This is a genomic window from Streptomyces sp. NBC_00846 (assembly GCF_045207325.1).
GTDB lineage: Bacteria > Actinomycetota > Actinomycetes > Streptomycetales > Streptomycetaceae > Streptomyces.
Map to the genome: position 1 here is coordinate 2,827,830 of NZ_CP108846.1, position 19,652 is coordinate 2,847,481.

Here is a 19,652-nt window from a genome sequence, read left to right on the forward strand (position 1 = left end):
GGGGGTGCCCCACACACGCGACAGCTCCGGCTCAGCCGGCCCGGGCGTCCAATTGTCCGATCGTGGCGTGCGACGGGGCCCGGCGGGTGCTCAGCTCGCGTGCGACGTCCTCGGCGTCGCGCAGCACCCGTACCGCGTTCCGCCAGGTGAGCTTGGCGAGGTCGGCGCCGGACCAGCCACGGCCGAGGAGCTCCGCGATCAGGTTCGGGTAGCCCGCGACGTCCCTGAGGCCCTCCGGGAGGAAGGCGGTGCCGTCGTAGTCGCCGCCGATGCCGATGTGGTCGATCCCGGCGACCTCGCGCATGTGGTCGAGGTGGTCGGCGATCGTCGCCACGGTGGCCATCGGGCGCGGGTTGGCCGCCTCGAAGGCGGCGTGGATCTTCATGGCCTGCGCGGTGGTGTCGAGGTGGTGCAGGCCGTGGGCGCGCATGTTCTCGTCCGCGGCCTGCGTCCAGGCGACGGCCGCCGGGAGGACGAACTTCGGTACGAAGGTCGCCATGGCGATGCCGCCGTTGGCCGGGAGCCGGCCGAGGACGTCGTCGGGGATGTTGCGCGGGTGGTCGCAGATCGCGCGCGACGAGGAGTGCGAGAAGATCACCGGCGCCGTGGAGGTGTCGAGCGCGTCGCGCATCGTGGTGGCCGCCACGTGGGAGAGGTCGACCAGCATGCCGGTGCGGTTCATCTCCCGTACGACCTCGTGGCCGAAGGGCGACAGACCGCCGACGCCCGGCTCGTCCGTCGCCGAGTCCGCCCACGCGATGTTGTCGTTGTGGGTCAGCGTCATGTAGCGGACGCCGAGGGTGTGCAGGGCGCGCAGGGTGCCCAGCGAGTTGTTGATGGAGTGGCCGCCCTCGGCGCCCATCAGGGAGGCGATACGGCCCTCCGCGCGCGCCGCCTCCATGTCGTCGGCGGTCAGGGCGCGCCGCAGGTCGGCGGGGTATCGGGCCAGCAGCTCGGCGACCACGTCGATCTGTTCGAGGGTGGCGCTGACGGCCTCGTCGCCCGCCATGTCGGACGGTACGTAGACCGACCAGAACTGGGCGCCGACACCGCCCGCGCGCAGCCGCGGAATGTCGGTGTGCAGGTGGGCGGACTGGTCGGTGGCGATGTCGCGGGCGTCCAGGTCGTAGCCGACCTGGACGCGCAGCGCCCACGGCAGGTCGTTGTGCCCGTCGACGACGGGGTATTCGGTGAGGAGCTCCGCGGCCCGCTCCAGCTGCTCAGCCTTGTCCATCGGGGCCTACTTCCCGAAGCCGAAGGAGTCGGCGCCCTCGACCTTGGCGCGCAGTCGCTTGCCCTTCTCCGTCGCCTGGTCGTTCAGCTCCTGCAGGAACTCCTGCATCCGGGCCAGCAGCTCGCTGTCGTGCGTCGCGAGGATGCGGGCGGCGAGCAGGCCCGCGTTGCGTGCGCCGCCGACCGAGACGGTGGCGACGGGGACACCGGCGGGCATCTGCACGATGGAGAGCAGGCTGTCCATGCCGTCCAGGTACTTCAGCGGGACCGGCACGCCGATGACCGGCAGCGGAGTGACGGAGGCGAGCATGCCGGGCAGATGGGCGGCGCCGCCCGCGCCCGCGACGATCGCCTTGAGACCACGGTCCGCCGCCTGCTCGCCGTACGCGATCATCTCGCGCGGCATGCGGTGGGCGGAGACGACGTCGACCTCGTAGGGGATCTCGAACTCGTCGAGGACCTTGGCCGCCGCTTCCATGACGGGCCAGTCGGAGTCCGAGCCCATGACGATGCCGACGAGGGGCGCGGCGGTGGCGGGGGAAGTCATTCGGTGATCGTTCCTCGCAGGTAGTCGGCCGCGTGCCGGGCGCGCTCGCGCACATCCGCCAGGTCGTCGCCGTAGGTGTTGACGTGTCCGACCTTGCGGCCGGGCTTCACGTCCTTGCCGTACATGTGGATCTTGAGCTGCGGGTCGCGGGCCATGCAGTGCAGGTACGCCTGGTACATGTCCGGGTAGTCGCCGCCGAGGACGTTGGACATGACCGTCCAGGTGGCGCGCGGGCGCGGGTCGCCGAGCGGCAGGTCGAGCACGGCCCGGACGTGGTTGGCGAACTGCGAGGTGATCGCGCCGTCCTGGGTCCAGTGCCCGGAGTTGTGCGGGCGCATGGCCAGCTCATTGATCAGGATGCCGGGCTCCCCGTCGGGTCCACGGGTCTCGAAGAGTTCGACGGCGAGGTGGCCGACGACGCCGAGTTCGGCGGCGATGCGCAGGGCGAGCTGCTGGGCCTCGCCCGCGAGCCGCTCGTCCAGCTCCGGGGCCGGGGCGATCACGGTGTCGCAGACGCCGTCGACCTGGATCGACTCGACGACCGGGTAGGCGACGGCCTGGCCGTGCGGCGAGCGCACGATGTTGGCCGCCAGCTCCCGTACGAAGTCGACCTTTTCCTCGGCGAGGACCGGGACACCGGCCCGGAAGGGGTCGGCCGCGTCCGCCTCGGAGCGGACCACCCAGACGCCCTTGCCGTCGTAGCCGCCGCGGACCGTCTTGAGGACGACGGGGAAGCCCCCGCCCTCCGCCGCGAAGGCCGCGACGTCCGCCGGGTCCCGCACGATGCGGTGGCGGGGGCAGGGCGCGCCGATCTCGGTGAGCTTCGCGCGCATCACCCCCTTGTCCTGGGCGTGCACCAGCGCGTCGGGTCCCGGGCGCACGGGTATGCCGTCCGCCTCCAGGGCCCGCAGGTGTTCGGTCGGTACGTGCTCGTGATCGAAGGTGATCACGTCACAGCCGCGCGCGAAGGCGCGCAGGGTTTCCAGGTCGCGATAGTCGCCGATGACGACTTCGTTCACCACCTGGGCCGCCGAGTCCTGGGGGGTGTCACTGAGGAGCTTGAACTTGATGCCGAGGGGGATGCCCGCCTCGTGGGTCATACGGGCGAGCTGACCGCCGCCGACCATGCCGACTACCGGGAACGTCACTCCTCCAGGGTATCGGGCGCCCCGGCGGTCGCCCGACGACGCCCTCCAGGACCCCCCGCGGGGCGGCCACGTCACAGCATCGCCACGCCTGTCGGCCGGTTCACGGCATGTCCCTGACGGGCTGGATAGCATGACGGGTCCGATACAACCGACAGACAGGCTGAGCGATCACCATGAGCGAACGCGGCGCACTGCGGACCCGGCTGGATCTGCTGGCCCGGGAGGTCGCCAAGTTCGGCGCGGTCGGCGCACTCGGCCTGGTCGTCAATATCGCCGTGTCCAACCTCCTGTGGCGCACCACGGACCTCCAGGTGGTGCGGGCGGGTCTGCTGGCCACGCTCGTCGCGATCCTCTTCAACTACGTCGGCTTCCGCTACTGGACGTACCGGGACCGTGACAAGTCCGGGCGGACCCGGGAGCTGACGCTGTTCCTGCTGTTCAGCGCGGTGGGTGCGGTCATCGAGACCGGTGTGCTGTACGCGGCGACGTACGGGTTCGGGTGGAACAGCCCGGTCCAGAGCAATGTCTTCAAGATCCTCGGGATCGGCATCGCGACGCTGTTCCGCTTCTGGTCCTACCGGACCTGGGTGTTCAAGGCGCTGCCCGCGAAGGAGACCGTGCTGAGCGCGGAGGGGTTCCTGAAGCAGGGGCGTACGGAGCAGGTGCCGCGGGCCGAGGCGGATTCGGTGCGCGGGTAGCGGATCCCGTACGGCGCCCGGAGCGGATCCGGTACGGCGCCACGGCCGCTCACCGCACCGGGCGTTCCGGTTCCTGTCGCCGCAGGGACACCCGGCTGAGGAAGAGGGCGAAGACCGGCGGCTGCTGCTGGAGCAGTTCGAGACGGCCGCCGTCCGCCTCCGCAAGGTCCCTGGCCACCGCGAGACCGATGCCGGTGGAGTTGCGGCCGCTGATCGTCCGCTCGAAGATCCGGGCGCCGAGGTCGGGGGGCACGCCCGGACCCTCGTCCGTGACCTCGATGACCGCCTGGTTTCCGGTGACGCGGGTGCGCAGGGCGACCGTACCGCCGCCGTGCATCAGCGAATTCTCGATCAGTGCGGCCAGCACCTGGGCGACCGCGCCGGGCGTACCGACGGCCCGCAGTCCCTGCTTTCCGGAGCGGACGATGGCGCGGCCCTCGCCCCGGTAGGCCGGGCGCCACTCCTCGATCTGCTGCTTGACGACCTCGTCGAGGTCGAAGGCGACGGCGGAGCCGGTACGTGGGTCGCGGGCGTTGGTCAGCAGCCGCTCCACCACGTCGGTGAGCCGCTCGACCTGGGTGAGGGCGATGTTCGCCTCCTCCTTCACCGTGTCCGGGTCGCTGGTGACCGAGATCTCCTCGATCCGCATGGAGAGCGCGGTCAGCGGCGTCCGGAGCTGGTGCGAGGCGTCGGCGGCCAGCCGGCGTTCCGCGGTCAGCATCCGGGCGATCCGTTCGGCGGAGGAGTCCAGGACGTCGGCGACCCGGTCCAACTCGGGCACTCCGTACCGCTTGTGGCGCGGGCGCGGGTCGCCGGAACCCAGGCGTTCGGCGGTCTCGGCCAGGTCCGTCAGCGGCGAGGTGAGCCTGTTGGCCTGGCGTACGGCCAGGAGCACGGCGGAGATGATGGCCAGCAGCGCCACCGCGCCGATGATCAGCAGGGTGCGGCCGACCTCACGGGTGACGGAGGAGCTGGACTCCTCGACGGTGACCTGCTCGCCCTGCTCCCCCTTGGCAGTGCTTCTGATCACGCTGCCGGTGGGGCGTTCGCCGATTTCGAGGGGGGGCCGTCCGGGGATCTCGACGCGTGCGTAGCGCTTGCCGAAGACCTGCTCGGACAGCAGAGCGGGGTTGATCCGCTCGTCCCCCAGGAGCCGGCTGTCGACGACGCTGATCAGCCGCAGCGCCTCGGAGTCGACGCTCTCCTGGGCGCTGTTGCTGATGGTGCGGCTCTCGACGATGACGAGGGAGACGCCGAAGACGGCGATCACCACGAGCACCACGGCGAGCGTGGAGTTGATCAGTCTGCGGCGCATGAGTGCTTCTGTACGTCAGCTCTTCTCGAAGCGGAAGCCGACGCCCCGTACGGTCGCGATGTAGCGGGGGTTGGCCGCGTCGTCACCGAGCTTCTTGCGGAGCCAGGAGATGTGCATGTCGAGGGTCTTGGTGGAGGACCACCAGGTGGTGTCCCAGACCTCGCGCATCAACTGGTCGCGGGTGACGACCCGGCCCGCGTCGCGGACCAGGACCCTTAGCAGGTCGAACTCCTTGGCGGTGAGCTGGAGTTCCTCGTCGCCCATCCAGGCCCGGTGCGACTCGACGTCGATCCTGACGCCGTGGGTGGCGGGCTGCGGAGCGGACTCGGTGGCGCCGCGGCGCAGCAGGGCCCGGACGCGGGCGAGCAGTTCGGCCAGGCGGAAGGGTTTGGTGACGTAGTCGTCGGCGCCCGCGTCGAGGCCGACGACGGTGTCCACCTCGTCGGCGCGGGCGGTCAGCACCAGGATCGGCACGGTGTGACCATCGGCACGGAGCCTGCGGGCGACTTCGAGGCCGTCCATCCCGGGCAGGCCCAGGTCGAGTACGACCAGGTCGACTCCGCCCTGGAGGCCGGCGTCGAGAGCGGTCGGACCGTCTTCGCGGACCTCGACCTCGTAACCCTCCCGACGCAGGGCGCGGGCCAGCGGCTCCGAGATGGATGCGTCGTCCTCTGCGAGCAGTACACGGGTCATGGAGTGATGGTAGTCCGCGCGGGGCGGCTGAAGTGGATTGATCCAAAAGCCCTGCGGCTCCGCAAGGAAAGCGGAGAGGCACCTTCGAATATGGGGGTTTGGTTCCACTCATACCTGTGATCCATATCTCAAGTCCTTTCATATCGGGCACTGTCATGTCGTATGGTTGCTCGACGCCTGTTGCACTACTCAAGGACCCTTGGGCAGCTTTTAGCGCCGAGGGTCTCTTTTGTTCTGCCGGCTGGTACCCGCCAGTCGTGAATCAAGTGAATGACCTGTGGCCGGGCTCGGAGCGCGAGATGCGCACCGGGCGTGGATCCCGGTGCGGTCGCTTCCCGTCTCCTCGGCCGGCTCCTGAATGAGCCCGGCGGTCGGGACGAATCCCCTGTCAGGCGTGGGGGTGGGACGTGGCCGTGCCGGTGCCGGCCTCCCCCCACCGGGCGCGTCACGCTCACAAGGCGCCGCGTCCCGAGCACCCAAGGATCGACCATGGCGTCCAGCCTGACGAAGGACCCGGCCAGTACTTCTGGATCCGAGAAGACCTTCTTCGGCCACCCCCGCGGCCTGGCCACTCTCTTCATGACCGAGATGTGGGAGCGCTTCAGCTACTACGGCATGAGGGCTCTGCTCCCCCTCTACTTGATCGCGCCCAACGGGCTTCACATGAACCCGGCCACGGCCACGGCGATCTACTCGGTCTACGTGTCGCTGGTCTACCTGCTCGCCATGCCCGGCGGCTGGTTCGGCGACCGTGTCTGGGGTCCCCGCAAGACCGTCGCCGTCGCCGGTATGGTCATCATGATCGGCCACCTGACGCTGGCGCTGCCCGCGCAGGGCACCTTCTTCGTCGGCCTCGGACTGGTCGCCATAGGCTCCGGTCTCCTGAAGTCCAACATCTCGACGATGGTCGGCCACCTCTACGACGGCCCGGACGACGCGCGCCGCGACGGTGGCTTCACGATCTTCTACATGGGCATCAACGCGGGCGCCTTCGCGGCTCCGCTGGTCATCGGCACCGTCGGTGAGAACGTCAACTGGCACCTGGGCTTCGCGCTCGCCGCGCTCGGCATGGGGCTGGGCCTCGCCCAGTTCCTGATGGGCACCCGCCACCTGAACGAGCGCAGCCTCGTCGTCCCGAAGCCGCTGTCCGCCGCCGAGCGGACGAGCACGCTGCGCAAGGGCATGATCTGGCTGGCCGTCGCGGCCGTCTTCTACATCGTCACGGTCGTCACCGGCGTCTACACGCTCAACTGGATCCTGGTCCCCATCACCATCGCGGGCCTGGTCATTCCGGTCGTCGTCCTGGTGCGCATCAAGCGCGACAAGGAGCTCAGCGCCACCGAGCAGTCGAAGATGTCCGGGTACATCTGGTTCTTCGTCGCCGCCGCCATCTTCTGGATGATCTACGACCAGGGCGGTTCCACGGTCGCGATCTTCGCCGACTCCTCGGCCAACAACAGCGTCTTCGGCTGGAACTTCCCGGTCTCCTGGTACCAGTCGGTCAACCCGGTCCTGATCATGGCTCTGGCCCCGCTCTTCGCCGCTTTCTGGCTGGCGCTGAACCGCCGCGGCAAGGAGCCCAGCACGATCGTGAAGTTCAGCTCCGGCCTGGTGCTGGTCGGCGCGTCGTTCTTCCTCTTCCTGATGCCGCTGACGATCGCGAACGACGGCCACAAGGCCGCCGCGATGTGGCTGGTCGCGATCTACTTCATCCAGACGGTCGCCGAGCTGACGCTCTCCCCGGTGGGGCTCTCCGTCACCACCAAGATGGCTCCGGCCAAGTACGCCAGCCAGATGATGGGTGTCTGGTTCCTGGCCGTCACCGCCGGTGACTGCACCACGGGTCTGCTCTCCACCGCGGGCGTGGAGCTCAACGGCACCGGCGTGGTCACTCTGCAGGCCGTCCTCGCCGTCGCCGCGGGCTTCGCGGTCTTCATGTACCGCGGCAAGGTCAAGAAGCTCATGGGCAGCGTGCACTGACGCACCCGCCCGGCTGCGCGAAGGGCCGCCGCACACCGAGTCCTTGGTGTGCGGCGGCCCTTCGCGTACGTCGAGCCGTTCACGTACGTCCGGCCGTTCGTGTACGTCCGGCCCTTCGCGTGCGCCCGTACGGCGCTCGGCTCACCTGGTACCGCGCAGCCTGCGCCACGGGGTGAAGGTGAACACGGCGCCACCCAACAGGATCGCCGTGCCCGCGACCAAACCGAGTGCGCGCAGGGTGCCGGTGCCCTCGGCCCCGGTGGCCGCCAGTCCGCCGCCGGAGTCCGTGCCGCCGGCGGAGGAGCCGGCGGTGCCCGTGGAGCCCGAGGTCGTGGAGCCGGAGGCGCCGCCCTGCTGGGCGGTGGTGTCGAGTTCCAGCGACGGGGTCACCGAGCCCTTGACCTTGCACGGGATGTTGATCTTCGACGCGCCCAGGGTGACATCGATCGTCAGGGTGCCGGGGCTCAACGTGGACTTCCCGGACGCGCCCGGCTTGTACGTGCCGGTCATGTCGGAGAGGTCGACGGGCTTGCCCAGCTCCAGCGGCTCGGCGTTGGCGGGTCCGGTGACCTTCACCGAACCCTTGTCGGCGCCTGCGATGGAGACGTCCATGGACGGCTTGAGCGCACCGGCGGGCAGCGCGGCCGGGCTGTCCATCACGCCCTTGGCCGTCTTGACCGTGAGCGCGTAACTCCCGCCTCTCTTCTTGGCGTTGATCGTGACCTTGGACGATATGCCGGCCGGTCCGGGGGACGTACAGGCGAAGTGGACGGCGACCTCCTTCCCGGGGAAGTCGGTCTGGCCGCCGCCGGAGCCGGAGGTCGTGCCGCCCGCGGTGGTGGATCCGGAGGTGGTGGAGCCGGAGGTCGTACCACCGGCCGTTGAGCCGGAGGTCGTACCGCCCGCGGTGGTGGAACCAGTCGTGGAGCCGCTCGTCGTACCACCCGCCGCCGTGGAACCGGAGGTCGTACCGCCCCCGGTCGTGGCTCCGCCGCCGTCCGTGACCTTGATGGTCGCGCCGGTCTTCACCGTCTCCTTCGGGCTGCACTTGGTGTCCGTGGAGATCGGCTTGGAGACGTTGATGTTGTACGCGTCCGGCGTCAGCGTGATCTCACCGGCCTTCTCCAGCTTCAGCGTGCCCTTCATGTCGGGCAGCACCATGGCGCTGTTCTTCGGGATCGGCGGGTTCAGCCGCGGCCCTTCCATCTGCAGGGTGCCCGTGGCCGCGCCGCCCACCTTGATGGTGCCGGTCGGCTTGACCGTGTCCTTGTCCAGATCGAGCATGTCGGGGTTCTTGGAAGCGGCCTCGACCGTCTTCCACACCACCTCGACGGTGTCCCCGACCTTGGCCTCGGCGGGCGCGGTCAACTGCGCCACGGTGGTGCCCTCCACGGGCGGCAGTCCGGAGACGGCCGGGGGTATGCACTCCGTCTTGTACGAGGTGTCGGCGGCCTGGGCCTGACTCGCGGCCAGCAGCAGGCCTGCACCGCCGAGCATCATCGCGACTCCCGCCGCGACCGTCCTCCGTTGCGTACTCACGAATGTCCCTTCGTCGTCGGTCTGTTCTCTGACGGTGCGGAATCCGGTGTGAACCACGGCAGGGCGGCCGTGGTGGTGGGCGGGGGCGCGGCCGCGGGGCTCCCGGCGGGCCCCGGTGCGCGGCGCAGTTTCGGGAGCCGGGCCGTCGCCCCGGCCGGCTGCGGGTGGCGGTCGCGCCTGGTGCGGGCCGGGGTGCGCGAGGTGCGGGGCCGTACCCGGTCGACGATCGCCATGCCGATCCGGAACACGGCGGCCGGCACGACGACGCACAGCAGGATCCAGAAGAGGGTGACGCCCCAGGGGCGGCCGACCCCCCACGGCTGCTCGGCCAGCACCTTGCTGCCGTACTTCAGCGAGATCTGGTAGTCGCCGTGGGCGCCCGCCCCCAGTTCGACCGGCAGCTTGATCTGCGCCTTGCGGCCGGACTCGATGGTGCCGCGCCACTGCTGTTCCTCCCACTGCGGTGCGAGGACGCCGTGCGCGGTGCCGACCTGGAAGACCGGGTCCTTGACGGGAGCGGACCCCAGGTTGCCCACGGTGAAGACCAGTTGCCGGGAGGGCGGGGCGCCGAACCAGGTGAGGATTGTGCTGTCGCCCTCCAGCCGGGTGGTGGCCAGCACCGCGAGTCTGCCGCCCCCGGTCTCCTTCGGCAGCGCGGCGACCGGGTGGCCGGCGACGACGAACACGGCGTCGGCGGTGGCCTGTTCCCCGGTGACGGTGGCGACATGCACCACGCAGGGGCAGGATGCGGGCGGCTCGGCGACCGGCATCTTCTTGCCGAAGTCGCCCCTGGCGCCCGTCGTGACGGCACGGCCCTCGGCGTTGGCGCAGGAGTTGGTGCCGCCGATCAACCCGCGGTCCGGGGTGGACTGTCCGCAGATCAGCATCATCAGGAGCGTGTTGGGGCGCCAGCCGCTGCCCTTGACGGTGATCTCGCTGCCCTTGCCCGCCTGCTGCTTGGAGAGGGTGACCACGGGCTTGGCGTCCGCAGCTGCCATCCCCGCCGCGTCGGCGCCGGTCGCCAAGAGCATCAGCAGGGCGGGCAGCAGTGCACCGAGCAACGCGGCGAGCAGCGGCGCGGCGGCCCGCCGGTGGCTGCCGCCGCGGAGTGTTGCCGGTCCGGCCTGTCCAGTCACGATTCCGCTCCCGCCTTCACCAAGTACCTGCTCTCGGAGTGCTGTTGACTTGTCGGGGACTGTCCGGGCGGGCCGCTGTCGCCGTCGTCCGGTGTTCGGATGCGTGCGCGCCGGCGTTGGCAGGCGTACGCGATGACGGCGGCCAGGAGCAGCAGCGCGCCGCCGGTTACCGCAACCCACGGGACGAAGACCGCACGGGCCGTCGCCTCGCCGTGCGCGCCGCCGGCCGCCGTGACGCGCAGCCGTACGGTCACCGAGTCGAGCGCCGGGGCGTCCCGCCACGGTTCGCCGAGCCTGACGCGCTGTCCGGGCAGCAGCTCCACCGGCAGTGCGCGGGCCTCGCGCCGCAGCAGCCGCCGCCCGAACGCCCCGTCGGCGCCGACGGTGATCCGCGGGGCCAGGACCGTGTTGCCGCGGTTGACCAGCGTGTAGTGGATGGTCCGCCCGGACACGGTGACGTCCTCCACGGTGAGCGCGCCCAACGTCGGCCCGCCGACGCGTAGCTGGATGCGCACACCGACCGAGCGGTCGCCGCTCCGCACGACGATGGCGCCGGGGTGGTCGCCGGGTGTCGCGCCCGTCGGCACCGTGAGGGAAAACGGCACCTCGGCGCGGGTCCGGGCCGGCACGGTCACCTCTGCGGCGGCGGTCCGCAGCCAGGCTCCGGTCCCGGTGGAGCCCTTGCCCTCGCGTACCGCGAAGCCGCCGTCCGCCGCGTTGTACGCGTCCGCCCCGCGCAGCTGTACGGTGACCGGGGCCGTACCGGGGTTGGTGACGGAGAGCCGGTCCTGGAGGACGGTTCCGGGTGGGCCCTCCAGATAGAAGTACGGTCTGCCGCCGCCCGTACCGGAACCGCTCACCGCAGGCTGCGCCGTCCACGACGCGGTACTCGCGGGCGTCGGCGTCCGGGCCTCGGCACCGGCCACCGGGGTCAGGGCGAAGGTGAACAGCAGTACGACAAGGGCGAGTCGGGCGGCGTGACCGGGCGGCGACGGCATGGGCGGCTCCCTGGAGCGTGACGGCGGCCGGCTCGTGGACTGGGGGCGTCTTCCGGATCCGGCCGGTCCGGAAGACGCGCCCTGACGCCCTATCGGCCCACGGCCCCCTGCCCGCGCCTGGTCAGCCAGAGCACCCCGGCCGCACCGGCCAGCAGCACCGTGCCGCCGAGCGTGCCGAGCGCCACCGCCGAGTCGAGCGGGCCGGTCTTCGGCAGCTGCCCGCCGCCGTCCGGGGTGCTCTGCGCGTTGCCCGCGGCCGTCACGTCGAGCTGGAGCGACGGACCCGGGTTGTTGGAGGGGGTGCAGGTCGTGGTCGTACCGAGCGCCTTGATGGTGAGCACACCGGCGGTGAAGTCGACCTTGCCGCTCTTCTTCGGGGTGTACATACCCGACAGGTCACTGATCTTGATGGGGGTGTTGGCGGGTATGGCCGCGGAGTTCGGCGCACCGGAGACCTGGACCTGGCCCTGGTCGGCGCCTCCCACCTTGATGACCGCGCTGGGGCTCATCGCGCCCTTGCCGAGTTCGACGGGGCTGGACGAGACGCCCTTCTGGAAGGACATCGTGAGCTTGTAGCCGCTGCCGCTCTTGACGCTCTTGATGTCGATGGGAGACACGGCGCCCTTGTCACCGATCGGTGTCTTGCACTGATAGTTGACGTCCACGACCGTGGCGTGGGCGGCGGGCGCGGCCATCAGCACCACCGCGCCCGCCAGCGCGGACGCCAGCGCAAGAGCTGTTCGCTTCTGGTAGGACACCTTGAGTTCCCCTCACCACTTAACTGACGACACATCAGATCGGGCGCTCAAGGTACGCCCGAGGCCTTGTGGAGGGAAGACAAAGAGCGCGCCGATCCGGCGCGCTCTTCAGCGGTGCACATACGGGGCCGCGCACCCCGGGACCGGACGCGGAACCGCTGCCGAACCGGGGCGGGGGCTCGCGAAGCCCGGACACGGAACGGTGCGAAGCCCGGACGCGGACTACGTGCAGCCCGAACGCGGAACGGTGCGAAGCCCGGACACGGGCTACGCGCAACCCGAACGCGGAACGGCACGAAGCCCGAACGCGGAGCGGCACGAAGCCCGGACGCGGGACTACGCCGGGGCCGCCAGCTCCGCCCAGACGGTCTTGCCGGCCAGGCCCGTCACCCGCAGGACCCCCCAGTCCAGGCACAGCCGCTGCACGATGAACATGCCGTGCCCGCCGGGGCGGCCGGCCCGGTGCGGGGTGCGCGGCGCGGGCTGCCCCGCGCCCGAGTCGACGACCTCCACCCGCAGCACCTTCGCCGTGCAGGCGATACGCAGCTCCTCGGGGCCCTCCGCGTGCAGACAGGCGTTGGTGACCAGCTCGGAGACGACCAGCAGGACGTCCTCGGCGGCGGCCCGTCCGTCGGCGCTCGTCGCGGGGAGCCAACCCCACTCGTGAAGCGCCTGACGGGCGAAGTCGCGGGCCGTCGGCACGATGCCGGCGACCCCCCGCAGCGACAACGTGCGCCACTGCCGCTCGACCGGCTCGGGGGAGGCCGCACCGGCACCCGCGTCCGCGCCCGTGCCGGCGCCCTCCGGCTCGCGGCCGAGGTCGCCCGGCGGATGCTGCCGGGTGGTGCTCATCAGCGCTTCACCTCACCGATTCACCATGTCGCCATTGAACAGTTACAAATACAGGTACACGTACAGATACGGAGTGCGCGGCTCTTTCACGGTTCCCCCCGGTGTCTTCTGCCCGGCCGAATCGCGACAACACCCACTTCGCCTACGCGGCTCGCGTGACACGGGCAACACATGAGGCCCCCGGGGTCGCGAAACGCGCCTCGATCAGGTATTCAGAGCCGCTTCGAGGGAGTCGTGGACGGTGAAGACCGCCTCGGCCCCGGTGATCTCGAAGACCCGCGCCACCACCGGCAGCATTCCGGCCAAATGGACCCCTCCCCCGGCCGCCTCCGCCCTGAGTCGGGCACCGAGCAGCACATTCAGCCCGGTGGAATCACAGAATTCGAGTCGCGAGCAGTCGACCACCAGGCGTACTCGCCCTTGCTCGACCGCACTCTCCAGAGGTTCTCGCAGCAGATCCGCCGTGTGGTGATCCAGCTCACCCACCGGCGTCACGACCTCGCTGCGCCCCTCGGTTCGGGCCTCGACAAGAAGCCGACCCCGGTTCGCACTGCCGACCGTCCCGCGGTCCATGCCCGTCCCTCTTCGTCGTCACTGCCTGCGTCACTGCCTGCGTCACTGCCTGCGTCACTGCCTGCATATCCGCGTGCGCAGATTCGTCGTAGCCGTCGCTGACGTTCTTGAAACAGTACGCGTTCCGTACGCCACGTGGTAGCCGAAGACCTCAACAAACCGGACATACAGCAACATTTGGCGCTTGTAACTGCCTGTCTGGACCGGGTAAGGGTAGGGGGACACCCAAAACATGGCCGGCTTCGGAGGCGCCGCTTTACCGCAGGAACACGTATGGGCATCGGCAGCCATATGCCGAGAACGATGGAGGAGACCATGTCACCCCGGCTCGACGAACCGCGTACCCACGACGCGACGTCAGTATGTCCTCAGGGACCGACCCCCTCGGACTCCCCTGCCGCGAACGCCGGAAACGGCACGCGCACCAGCGACACCAGTGCTGGCACCACGACCAGCACCACCCCCACCAGCACGATCAGCAGCACCGCCGTCGGCACGGTCGACGGCCACGGCGTCACCGACGGTCTCGAAGGACTGCCCGAGATCCCGCCCTACGACGAAGTGGGCGCCCTGGACGCCAGGGCTCTGTCGAAAACGCTTTTCGAGCGGCTCGAATCCCTCGAAGAGGGCACCCACGAGTACGCGTACGTACGCAATACCCTCGTCGAACTGAACCTGGCCCTGGTCAAGTTCGCCGCTTCCCGGTTCCGCTCCCGCAGCGAGCCGATGGAGGACATCATCCAGGTCGGCACCATCGGCCTGATCAAGGCGATCGACCGCTTCGAGCTCAGCCGGGGCGTGGAGTTCCTGACGTTCGCGATGCCGACCATCGTCGGCGAGATCAAGCGCTTCTTCCGCGACACCAGTTGGTCCGTGCGCGTCCCGCGCCGACTGCAGGAGTTGCGGCTCGACCTGGCCAAGGCGGGCGACGAGCTCGCCCAGCAGCTGGATCGTTCACCCACTGTGGGCGAGCTCGCCGACCGCCTCGGCATCACCAACGACGAGGTCGTCGAGGGCATGGCCGCGAGCAACGCGTACACCGCGAGTTCGCTGGACGCCAAGCCCGGGGAGGACGACCACGAGGGCGCGCTGGCGGACCGGATCGGCTACGAGGACCACGGACTCGAAGGCATCGAGTACGTCGAGTCCCTGAAGCCGCTGATCGCCTCGCTGCCGGGCCGGGACCGCACGATCCTCTCGCTCCGGTTCGTCGCCAATATGACGCAGTCGGAGATCGGTGAGGAGCTGGGCATCTCGCAGATGCACGTGTCCCGGCTGCTCTCCCGCACGCTGGTCAGACTCCGCAAGGGACTGACCCTGGAGGAGTGAACGGGCGTACCGTACGCCGGACTTGTGGAAGGGCCCGCCCCCGGCATCAGCCGTGGGGGCGGGCCCTTCCGCATGCCCGGCAAAGCCGGGCACGCACCCCAACTCCGACACCGCCACCGCCACCGCCACCGGCACGGTCGTGACCACCGCGGCCACCTCGTCGGACTCCACGTACGCCTCCATCGCGGTGACCGAGGACAACGTCATCTCCGTCCCCTGGGACGGCAAGGACGTGCCCACCGCCTGCAAGGTCGTCGGCAACAAGATCGTCCAGGAAGTCGGGTTCTCCTCGGCCAGCACCTTCCCCATCGTGATCGACCCCGGGTTCCGGTCGACCACGTGGAAGGTGACCAAGTGCGTGGTGGCCATCGCCGGCGTCATCGCCACCTTGACGCCAGTAGGCTCCTCGGCACGTGTACTGACCGCCATTCGGCTGGTGAAGCGGATCGGCGTCAAGAAGACGGCGAACTTCATGAAAGTTCTAGGAGTCGCGCACAATGTTCGCGCTGATAGCGCTGCTGGCGCAGCTCGCGCTCATCTTCGTCCACCGGTCGAGGAACAAGCTCCGCTCCAGGCCCAGCCCGCGCGCGCTCTACACCTGCCTGTGCCTGGTGGGCATCGCGGTCGGCCGGCTGGCCATCGGCCGCCCGGAGATCACCTGGAGCAACGGTCCTCTCGTCCTCCTCAGCGGTCTGCTGATCACGGTCGAAGCGGCAGACGCGGCAGTCAAGCTCGGCGCGCCCCGCTGGGCGGACAAGGCGCTCTGCCTTCTGTGCGGAGCCGCGGCGGCGACGTGGATGGCGCCGGGGTGGATCCCCTGGGCCTAGAACCGCGTCGGGCCGTGTTCGCCCTGCTGTGACATGACGCGCCGCCCGGGCACCGTGCCGGGCGGCGCGTTCGCGTCGTGCTGCGCGGGTCATACGACGCGTTCGCCGCGCTGCCAGACCGCGTGGACCAGCGGCACGCCCGGCCGGTAGGCCAGGTGGACGTGGCTGGGCGCGTCCAGGAGCACCAGATCGGCGCGGGCGCCGGGGGCGATGCGGCCGATGTCCGTACGGCGCAGGGCCGCGGCGCCGCCCGCGGTGGCGGACCAGAGGGCCTCGTCCGGCGTCATGCCCATGTCGCGTACGGCGAGCGCGATACAGAAGGGCACGGAGGACGTGAACGACGAGCCCGGGTTGCAGTCCGTGGAGAGGGCCACGGTGACGCCCGCGTCGAGCAGGCGGCGGGCATCCGGCCAGGCGGCGCGGGTGGAGAACTCGGCGCCGGGGAGCAGGGTGGCGACGGTGGTGCCCTGGGCCAGGGCGTCGACGTCGGCGTCGGTGAGGTGGGTGCAGTGGTCGGCGGAGGCGGCGCCGAGTTCCACGGCGAGCTGGACGCCGGGGCCGTGGCCGAGCTGGTTGGCGTGGACGCGGGGGTGCAGGCCCTTCGCGATGCCCGCGGTCAGGATCGCGCGGGCCTGGTCGCCGTCGAAGGCGCCCTTCTCGCAGAAGACGTCGACCCAACGGGCGTACGGGGCACAGGCGTCGAGCATCGGCCCGGTGACCAGATCGACGTAGCCGGCCGGGTCGTCGGCGTAGTCCGGGGAGACGATGTGGGCGCCGAGGTAGGTGACCTCTTCGGTGTGCTGGGCGGCGATGCGCAGGGCGCGGGCCTCGTCCTCGACGGTGAGGCCGTAGCCGGACTTGGTCTCGAAGGTGGTGGTGCCCTGGCGCAGGCCCTCGGCGAGGTATCGGGCGACGTTGGCGGAGAGTTCGTCGTCGGTGGCGGCGCGGGTGGCGGCGACCGTGGTCCTGATGCCGCCCGCGCTGTAGGCGCGGCCGGACATCCGGGCGTTGAACTCCTCGGTGCGGTCGCCCGCGAACAGGAGGTGGGAGTGGGAGTCGACGAAGCCGGGGATCGCCGCCCGGCCGCCCGCGTCGACGGCGTTGTCAGTGGCGGGTGCTTTGCTTGACTCACCGGTCCAGACGACCCGGTCGCCCTCGATGACGACGGCCGCGTCCCGGATCAGGCCCAGGGGGGAATCCGCGCACAGGGAGGGGTCGTTGGTGACCAGGGCGGCGATGTTGGTGATGGCGGTCGTCGTCATCGGGAGACTGCTCTCCTTGTGTATCGGCTTGCGGGGCGGCGGTCTGCCGGTGGGCCGTCTCCGGAGCGGCGGTCCGTCGGCGGGACTGCGGGGCGACGCGTGCGGGGGTCCGGGGACCGGCCGCCTCCGGGGCGGCGGGGTGGTCAGTGGTGGAGTGCGGCGATGGCCGAGGCGAGCGCTGCGGGGACGTCCCCGACGAGGGTGTGCTGCCCGTCACGGACGATGTGCCGGCCTGCTACGACCGTGTGCCGCACATCGGCTGCGGAGGCGGCGAATACGGCTGTTTCGGCAGCGAGCCGGGGCACCGGTCCCGCTGTTCTGACGGAGTCCAGGGCGACGGTCGCCAGATCGGCGGGCGCGCCGGGTTCGAGGATGCCCGCCTCGGGCCGGCCGAGCGCGGCGTGTCCGTCGACCGTCGCGGCACGCAGCAGGGCGGCCGCTGTCCAGTGACCGCGCGCCCGGGTGCGCAGGCGCTCGTTGAGCTCCATCGCCCGGGCCTCTTCGAAGAGGTCGATCACGGCGTGGCTGTCACTGCCGAGGGAGAGCGGCGAGCCGGCGCGCTGGAGGGCGGGGGCGGGGCCGATTCCGTCGGCGAGGTCGCGTTCCGTGGTGGGGCACATGCAGGTGCCGGTCGCCGAGGAGCCGAGGAGCGTGATGTCCTCGCCGGTGAGGTGGGTGTTGTGGATGCCGGTGGTACGCGGGCCGAGGACCCCGTGGTCGGCGAGGAGACGGGTGGGGGTGCAGCCGTGGGCGGCGAGGCAGGCGTCGTTCTCCGCGGTTTGTTCGGAGAGGTGGACATGGAGCGGTGCCTGCCGTTCCTCGGCCCACGCGGCCACGGTGGCGAGCTGCGTGGCGGGGACGGCGCGCACGGAGTGGATGGCCGCGCCGATCAGGGCGTGGTCGCTGCCCTTGAGGAGGGAGGCGCGTTCGGCCCAGGCGTCCGCGGTGGTGTCGGAGAAGCGCAACTGGTGCTGGTCGGGCTGCTGGTACTGGGTGGGGCGCCGGCCGAATCCGGCGGAGAGGTAGGCGGTGTCCAGCAGCGTGATCCGGATGCCGGCCTCACCCGCGGCCGCGATCAGCGCCTCGCCCATCGCGTTGGGGTTGCTGTACGGGGTGCCGCCCGGCGCGTGGTGCAGATAGTGGAATTCACCGACCGCGGTGATCCCGGCCAGGGCCATCTCGGCATATACGGCACGGGCGAGGTCGTAATACGACTCGGGCGTGAGCCGGGAGGCGACCTGGTACATGGTCTCGCGCCAGGTCCAGAAGGTGCCGGAGCCGACCTGGACGGTGGAGCGCAGGGCCCGGTGGAAGGCGTGCGAGTGGGCGTTGGCGAGCCCGGGAAGGGTGAGCCCGCGCAGCACTGTGGCGCCCGGCGGCGGTGTGGCGACGCCGGTGCGGACGCCCGCGATGATTCCGCCGGACACATCCAGGGCGACGCCCGGCTCGACATGGGTGCCGAGCCAGGCGTGGGACAACCAGTACGTCACGGTGACGGGCCGGCCCGTCGACTCCGTTGTCAGCTGCACGCGAGACCTTCCAGTACATCGGCGAGTGCGGTCACCCCGGCCACGCAGTCGTCCTCGGCGGCGTGCTCGGCCGGCGAGTGCGAGATCCCGGTGGGGTTCCGTACGAACAGCATGGCGGTCGGGACCGAAGCGGACAAAATACCCGCGTCGTGTCCAGCGCCGGTGCCGAGGACGGGTACGGCGCGGTCGGTGTCGCCCCGGCCCATAAGGATCTTGCCGAGCTCGTCGCGCAGGGCGTGCTCGAACTCCACGACGGGCGTGAAGGATTCCCGTACGACGTCGAGGTCGATCCCGGCCCGCTCGGCGTGTTCCCGGGCGGCCCGCTCGATGCCGCCGACCACGGCGTCGAGGCGGTCCTGGTCGGCGGCGCGGGAGTCGAGCCAGCCACGGACGAGGGAGGGGATGGCGTTGACCCCGTTCGGCTCGACGGCGATCTTGCCGAAGGTGGCGAGGGCGCCGGCGAGCTCCGCCTCGCGGCGGGCGGCCAGCACGGTCTCGGCGTACGTGAGCATCGGGTCGCGCCGGTCGGCCAGCCGGGTGGTACCGGCGTGATTGGCCTCGCCCCGGAAGTCGAACCTCCAGCGCCCGTGCGGCCAGATCGCGGAGGCGATGCCGACCGGGTCGCCGGTGAGGTCGAGGGCGCGTCCCTGCTCGACGTGGAGTTCCACGAACGCGCCGATACGGGCGAGGCGTTCGGGGTCGGCGCCGATGGTGCCGGGGTCGTATCCGGCCGCCTCCATGGCCTGCGGCAGGGTGATGCCGTCGGCGTCGGTGAGCCGGTGCGCCGCCTCGGCGGTCAGCTGCCCGGCGGCGAGCCGGGAGCCCACACAGGCGAGCCCGAAGCGGGCCCCCTCCTCGTCGCCGAAGTTGCTGATGGCCAGCGGCCGGGTGAACCGCGCTTCCCTGCGCCGGAGTTCATCGAGGGCGGCGAAGGAGGAGACCACACCGAGCGGCCCGTCGAAGGCTCCGCCGTCCGGTACGGAGTCGAGGTGCGATCCGGTGACGACGGCGTCCCCGGCGAGGGGGTCGCCGAGCCAGGCCCACTGATTGCCGTTCCGGTCGACCTCGTAGGTGAGCCCGCGCGCCTCGGCCTGCGCCCGGAACCAGGCACGGCAGTCGGCGTCGGCCCCGGTCCAGGCGTAGCGGCGGTAGCCGCCACTGTCCAGGTGCCGGCCGATGGGCGCGAGCTCTCGCCACATGGTCTGGAACGACGGTGCACCGCCCCCGCCCCCGGT

18 protein-coding genes are annotated in these 19,652 nt (G+C 70.7%); 4 read left to right on the forward strand and 14 right to left on the reverse strand.

Translation table 11 applies throughout. The annotated features are described in order from the left end of the window. Positions 1 to 31 precede the first annotated feature (31 nt). Genes OG936_RS12975 through OG936_RS12985 form a run of 3 tightly spaced genes read right to left on the reverse strand, consistent with a single transcriptional unit; the run spans position 32 to position 2,928 of the window. Entirely contained in the window at positions 32 to 1,234 is a 1,203-nt protein-coding gene (locus OG936_RS12975) for a dipeptidase (protein WP_406494713.1), read from the reverse strand. 6 nt (positions 1,235 to 1,240) lie between these two features. Further along, positions 1,241 to 1,780 (reverse strand): 5-(carboxyamino)imidazole ribonucleotide mutase, encoded by a 540-nt coding sequence (gene purE, locus OG936_RS12980; RefSeq protein ID WP_266746584.1) that lies wholly within the window; start codon positions 1,778 to 1,780, stop codon positions 1,241 to 1,243. After that, positions 1,777 to 2,928, reverse strand: a complete 1,152-nt coding sequence (locus OG936_RS12985; RefSeq protein ID WP_406494714.1) for a 5-(carboxyamino)imidazole ribonucleotide synthase — start codon at positions 2,926 to 2,928, stop codon at positions 1,777 to 1,779. Before OG936_RS12985 ends, purE begins: the two co-directional genes overlap by 4 nt. Positions 2,929 to 3,101: 173 nt before the next feature. Here OG936_RS12985 and OG936_RS12990 point away from each other — a divergent pair, with 173 nt between their 5' ends. Next, entirely contained in the window at positions 3,102 to 3,626 is a 525-nt protein-coding gene (locus OG936_RS12990; protein WP_383757581.1) for a GtrA family protein, read from the forward strand. 49 nt (positions 3,627 to 3,675) lie between these two features. On the opposite strand, the gene OG936_RS12995 is transcribed toward OG936_RS12990, so the two are convergent. Together OG936_RS12995 and OG936_RS13000 are read right to left on the reverse strand one after the other, a co-directional pair. Then, positions 3,676 to 4,941, reverse strand: coding sequence for an ATP-binding protein (locus tag OG936_RS12995; protein WP_406494716.1), 1,266 nt, complete (start codon positions 4,939 to 4,941; stop codon positions 3,676 to 3,678). A gap of 15 nt (positions 4,942 to 4,956) precedes the next feature. Continuing rightward, complete coding sequence (locus OG936_RS13000) at positions 4,957 to 5,634, reverse strand: response regulator transcription factor (RefSeq protein ID WP_383757587.1); 678 nt, start codon at positions 5,632 to 5,634, stop codon at positions 4,957 to 4,959. Between the two features lie 489 nt (positions 5,635 to 6,123). On the opposite strand from OG936_RS13000, the gene OG936_RS13005 reads away from it, so the two are divergent. Continuing rightward, positions 6,124 to 7,614: an oligopeptide:H+ symporter gene (locus OG936_RS13005; RefSeq protein ID WP_406494717.1), complete on the forward strand. Its 1,491-nt coding sequence runs from the start codon at positions 6,124 to 6,126 to the stop codon at positions 7,612 to 7,614. A gap of 141 nt (positions 7,615 to 7,755) precedes the next feature. Here OG936_RS13005 and OG936_RS13010 read toward each other — a convergent pair whose 3' ends face one another. The 6 genes from OG936_RS13010 to OG936_RS13035 all read right to left on the reverse strand — a co-directional run bounded on the left by OG936_RS13010 (position 7,756) and on the right by OG936_RS13035 (position 13,470). Continuing rightward, the gene (locus OG936_RS13010; protein WP_406500422.1) at positions 7,756 to 9,114 is read right to left on the reverse strand and encodes a hypothetical protein; all 1,359 of its coding nucleotides are present in this window, start codon (positions 9,112 to 9,114) and stop codon (positions 7,756 to 7,758) included. A 35-nt stretch (positions 9,115 to 9,149) separates the two neighbouring features. Then, positions 9,150 to 10,289 (reverse strand): hypothetical protein, encoded by a 1,140-nt coding sequence (locus tag OG936_RS13015; RefSeq protein ID WP_406494719.1) that lies wholly within the window; start codon positions 10,287 to 10,289, stop codon positions 9,150 to 9,152. After that, positions 10,286 to 11,287, reverse strand: coding sequence for a hypothetical protein (locus OG936_RS13020; protein ID WP_406494721.1), 1,002 nt, complete (start codon positions 11,285 to 11,287; stop codon positions 10,286 to 10,288). The genes OG936_RS13015 and OG936_RS13020 overlap by 4 nt, the downstream gene beginning before the upstream one ends. Before the next feature lie 89 nt (positions 11,288 to 11,376). After that, on the reverse strand, positions 11,377 to 12,045 hold the full coding sequence (locus OG936_RS13025; protein ID WP_406494722.1) for a peptidase: 669 nt from the start codon (positions 12,043 to 12,045) through the stop codon (positions 11,377 to 11,379). 336 nt (positions 12,046 to 12,381) lie between these two features. Further along, a complete protein-coding gene (locus OG936_RS13030) occupies positions 12,382 to 12,897 on the reverse strand; it encodes an ATP-binding protein (RefSeq protein ID WP_406494724.1) in 516 nt (171 codons plus the stop codon). Positions 12,898 to 13,101: 204 nt separating this feature from the next. Further along, on the reverse strand, positions 13,102 to 13,470 hold the full coding sequence (locus OG936_RS13035) for an STAS domain-containing protein (protein WP_383757601.1): 369 nt from the start codon (positions 13,468 to 13,470) through the stop codon (positions 13,102 to 13,104). Between the two features lie 315 nt (positions 13,471 to 13,785). On the opposite strand from OG936_RS13035, the gene OG936_RS13040 reads away from it, so the two are divergent. After that, positions 13,786 to 14,799: an RNA polymerase sigma factor SigF gene (locus OG936_RS13040; protein ID WP_406500423.1), complete on the forward strand. Its 1,014-nt coding sequence runs from the start codon at positions 13,786 to 13,788 to the stop codon at positions 14,797 to 14,799. 497 nt (positions 14,800 to 15,296) lie between these two features. Beyond that, positions 15,297 to 15,626 (forward strand): hypothetical protein, encoded by a 330-nt coding sequence (locus OG936_RS13045; RefSeq protein WP_406494725.1) that lies wholly within the window; start codon positions 15,297 to 15,299, stop codon positions 15,624 to 15,626. Between the two features lie 89 nt (positions 15,627 to 15,715). Here the strand turns inward: OG936_RS13045 and hutI are convergent, their stop codons facing one another. The 3 genes from hutI to OG936_RS13060 form a co-directional block, all read right to left on the reverse strand. Beyond that, positions 15,716 to 16,888 carry an imidazolonepropionase gene (hutI, locus tag OG936_RS13050; protein WP_327274824.1) on the reverse strand — a complete coding sequence of 391 codons (1,173 nt, stop codon included), beginning with the start codon at positions 16,886 to 16,888 and terminating at the stop codon, positions 15,716 to 15,718. 143 nt (positions 16,889 to 17,031) lie between these two features. After that, positions 17,032 to 18,417: a formimidoylglutamate deiminase gene (locus OG936_RS13055; RefSeq protein WP_406494727.1), complete on the reverse strand. Its 1,386-nt coding sequence runs from the start codon at positions 18,415 to 18,417 to the stop codon at positions 17,032 to 17,034. Then, positions 18,408 to 19,616: an allantoate amidohydrolase gene (locus OG936_RS13060; RefSeq protein WP_406500425.1), complete on the reverse strand. Its 1,209-nt coding sequence runs from the start codon at positions 19,614 to 19,616 to the stop codon at positions 18,408 to 18,410. The genes OG936_RS13055 and OG936_RS13060 overlap by 10 nt, the downstream gene beginning before the upstream one ends. Between the last annotated feature and the right edge of the window lie 36 nt (positions 19,617 to 19,652).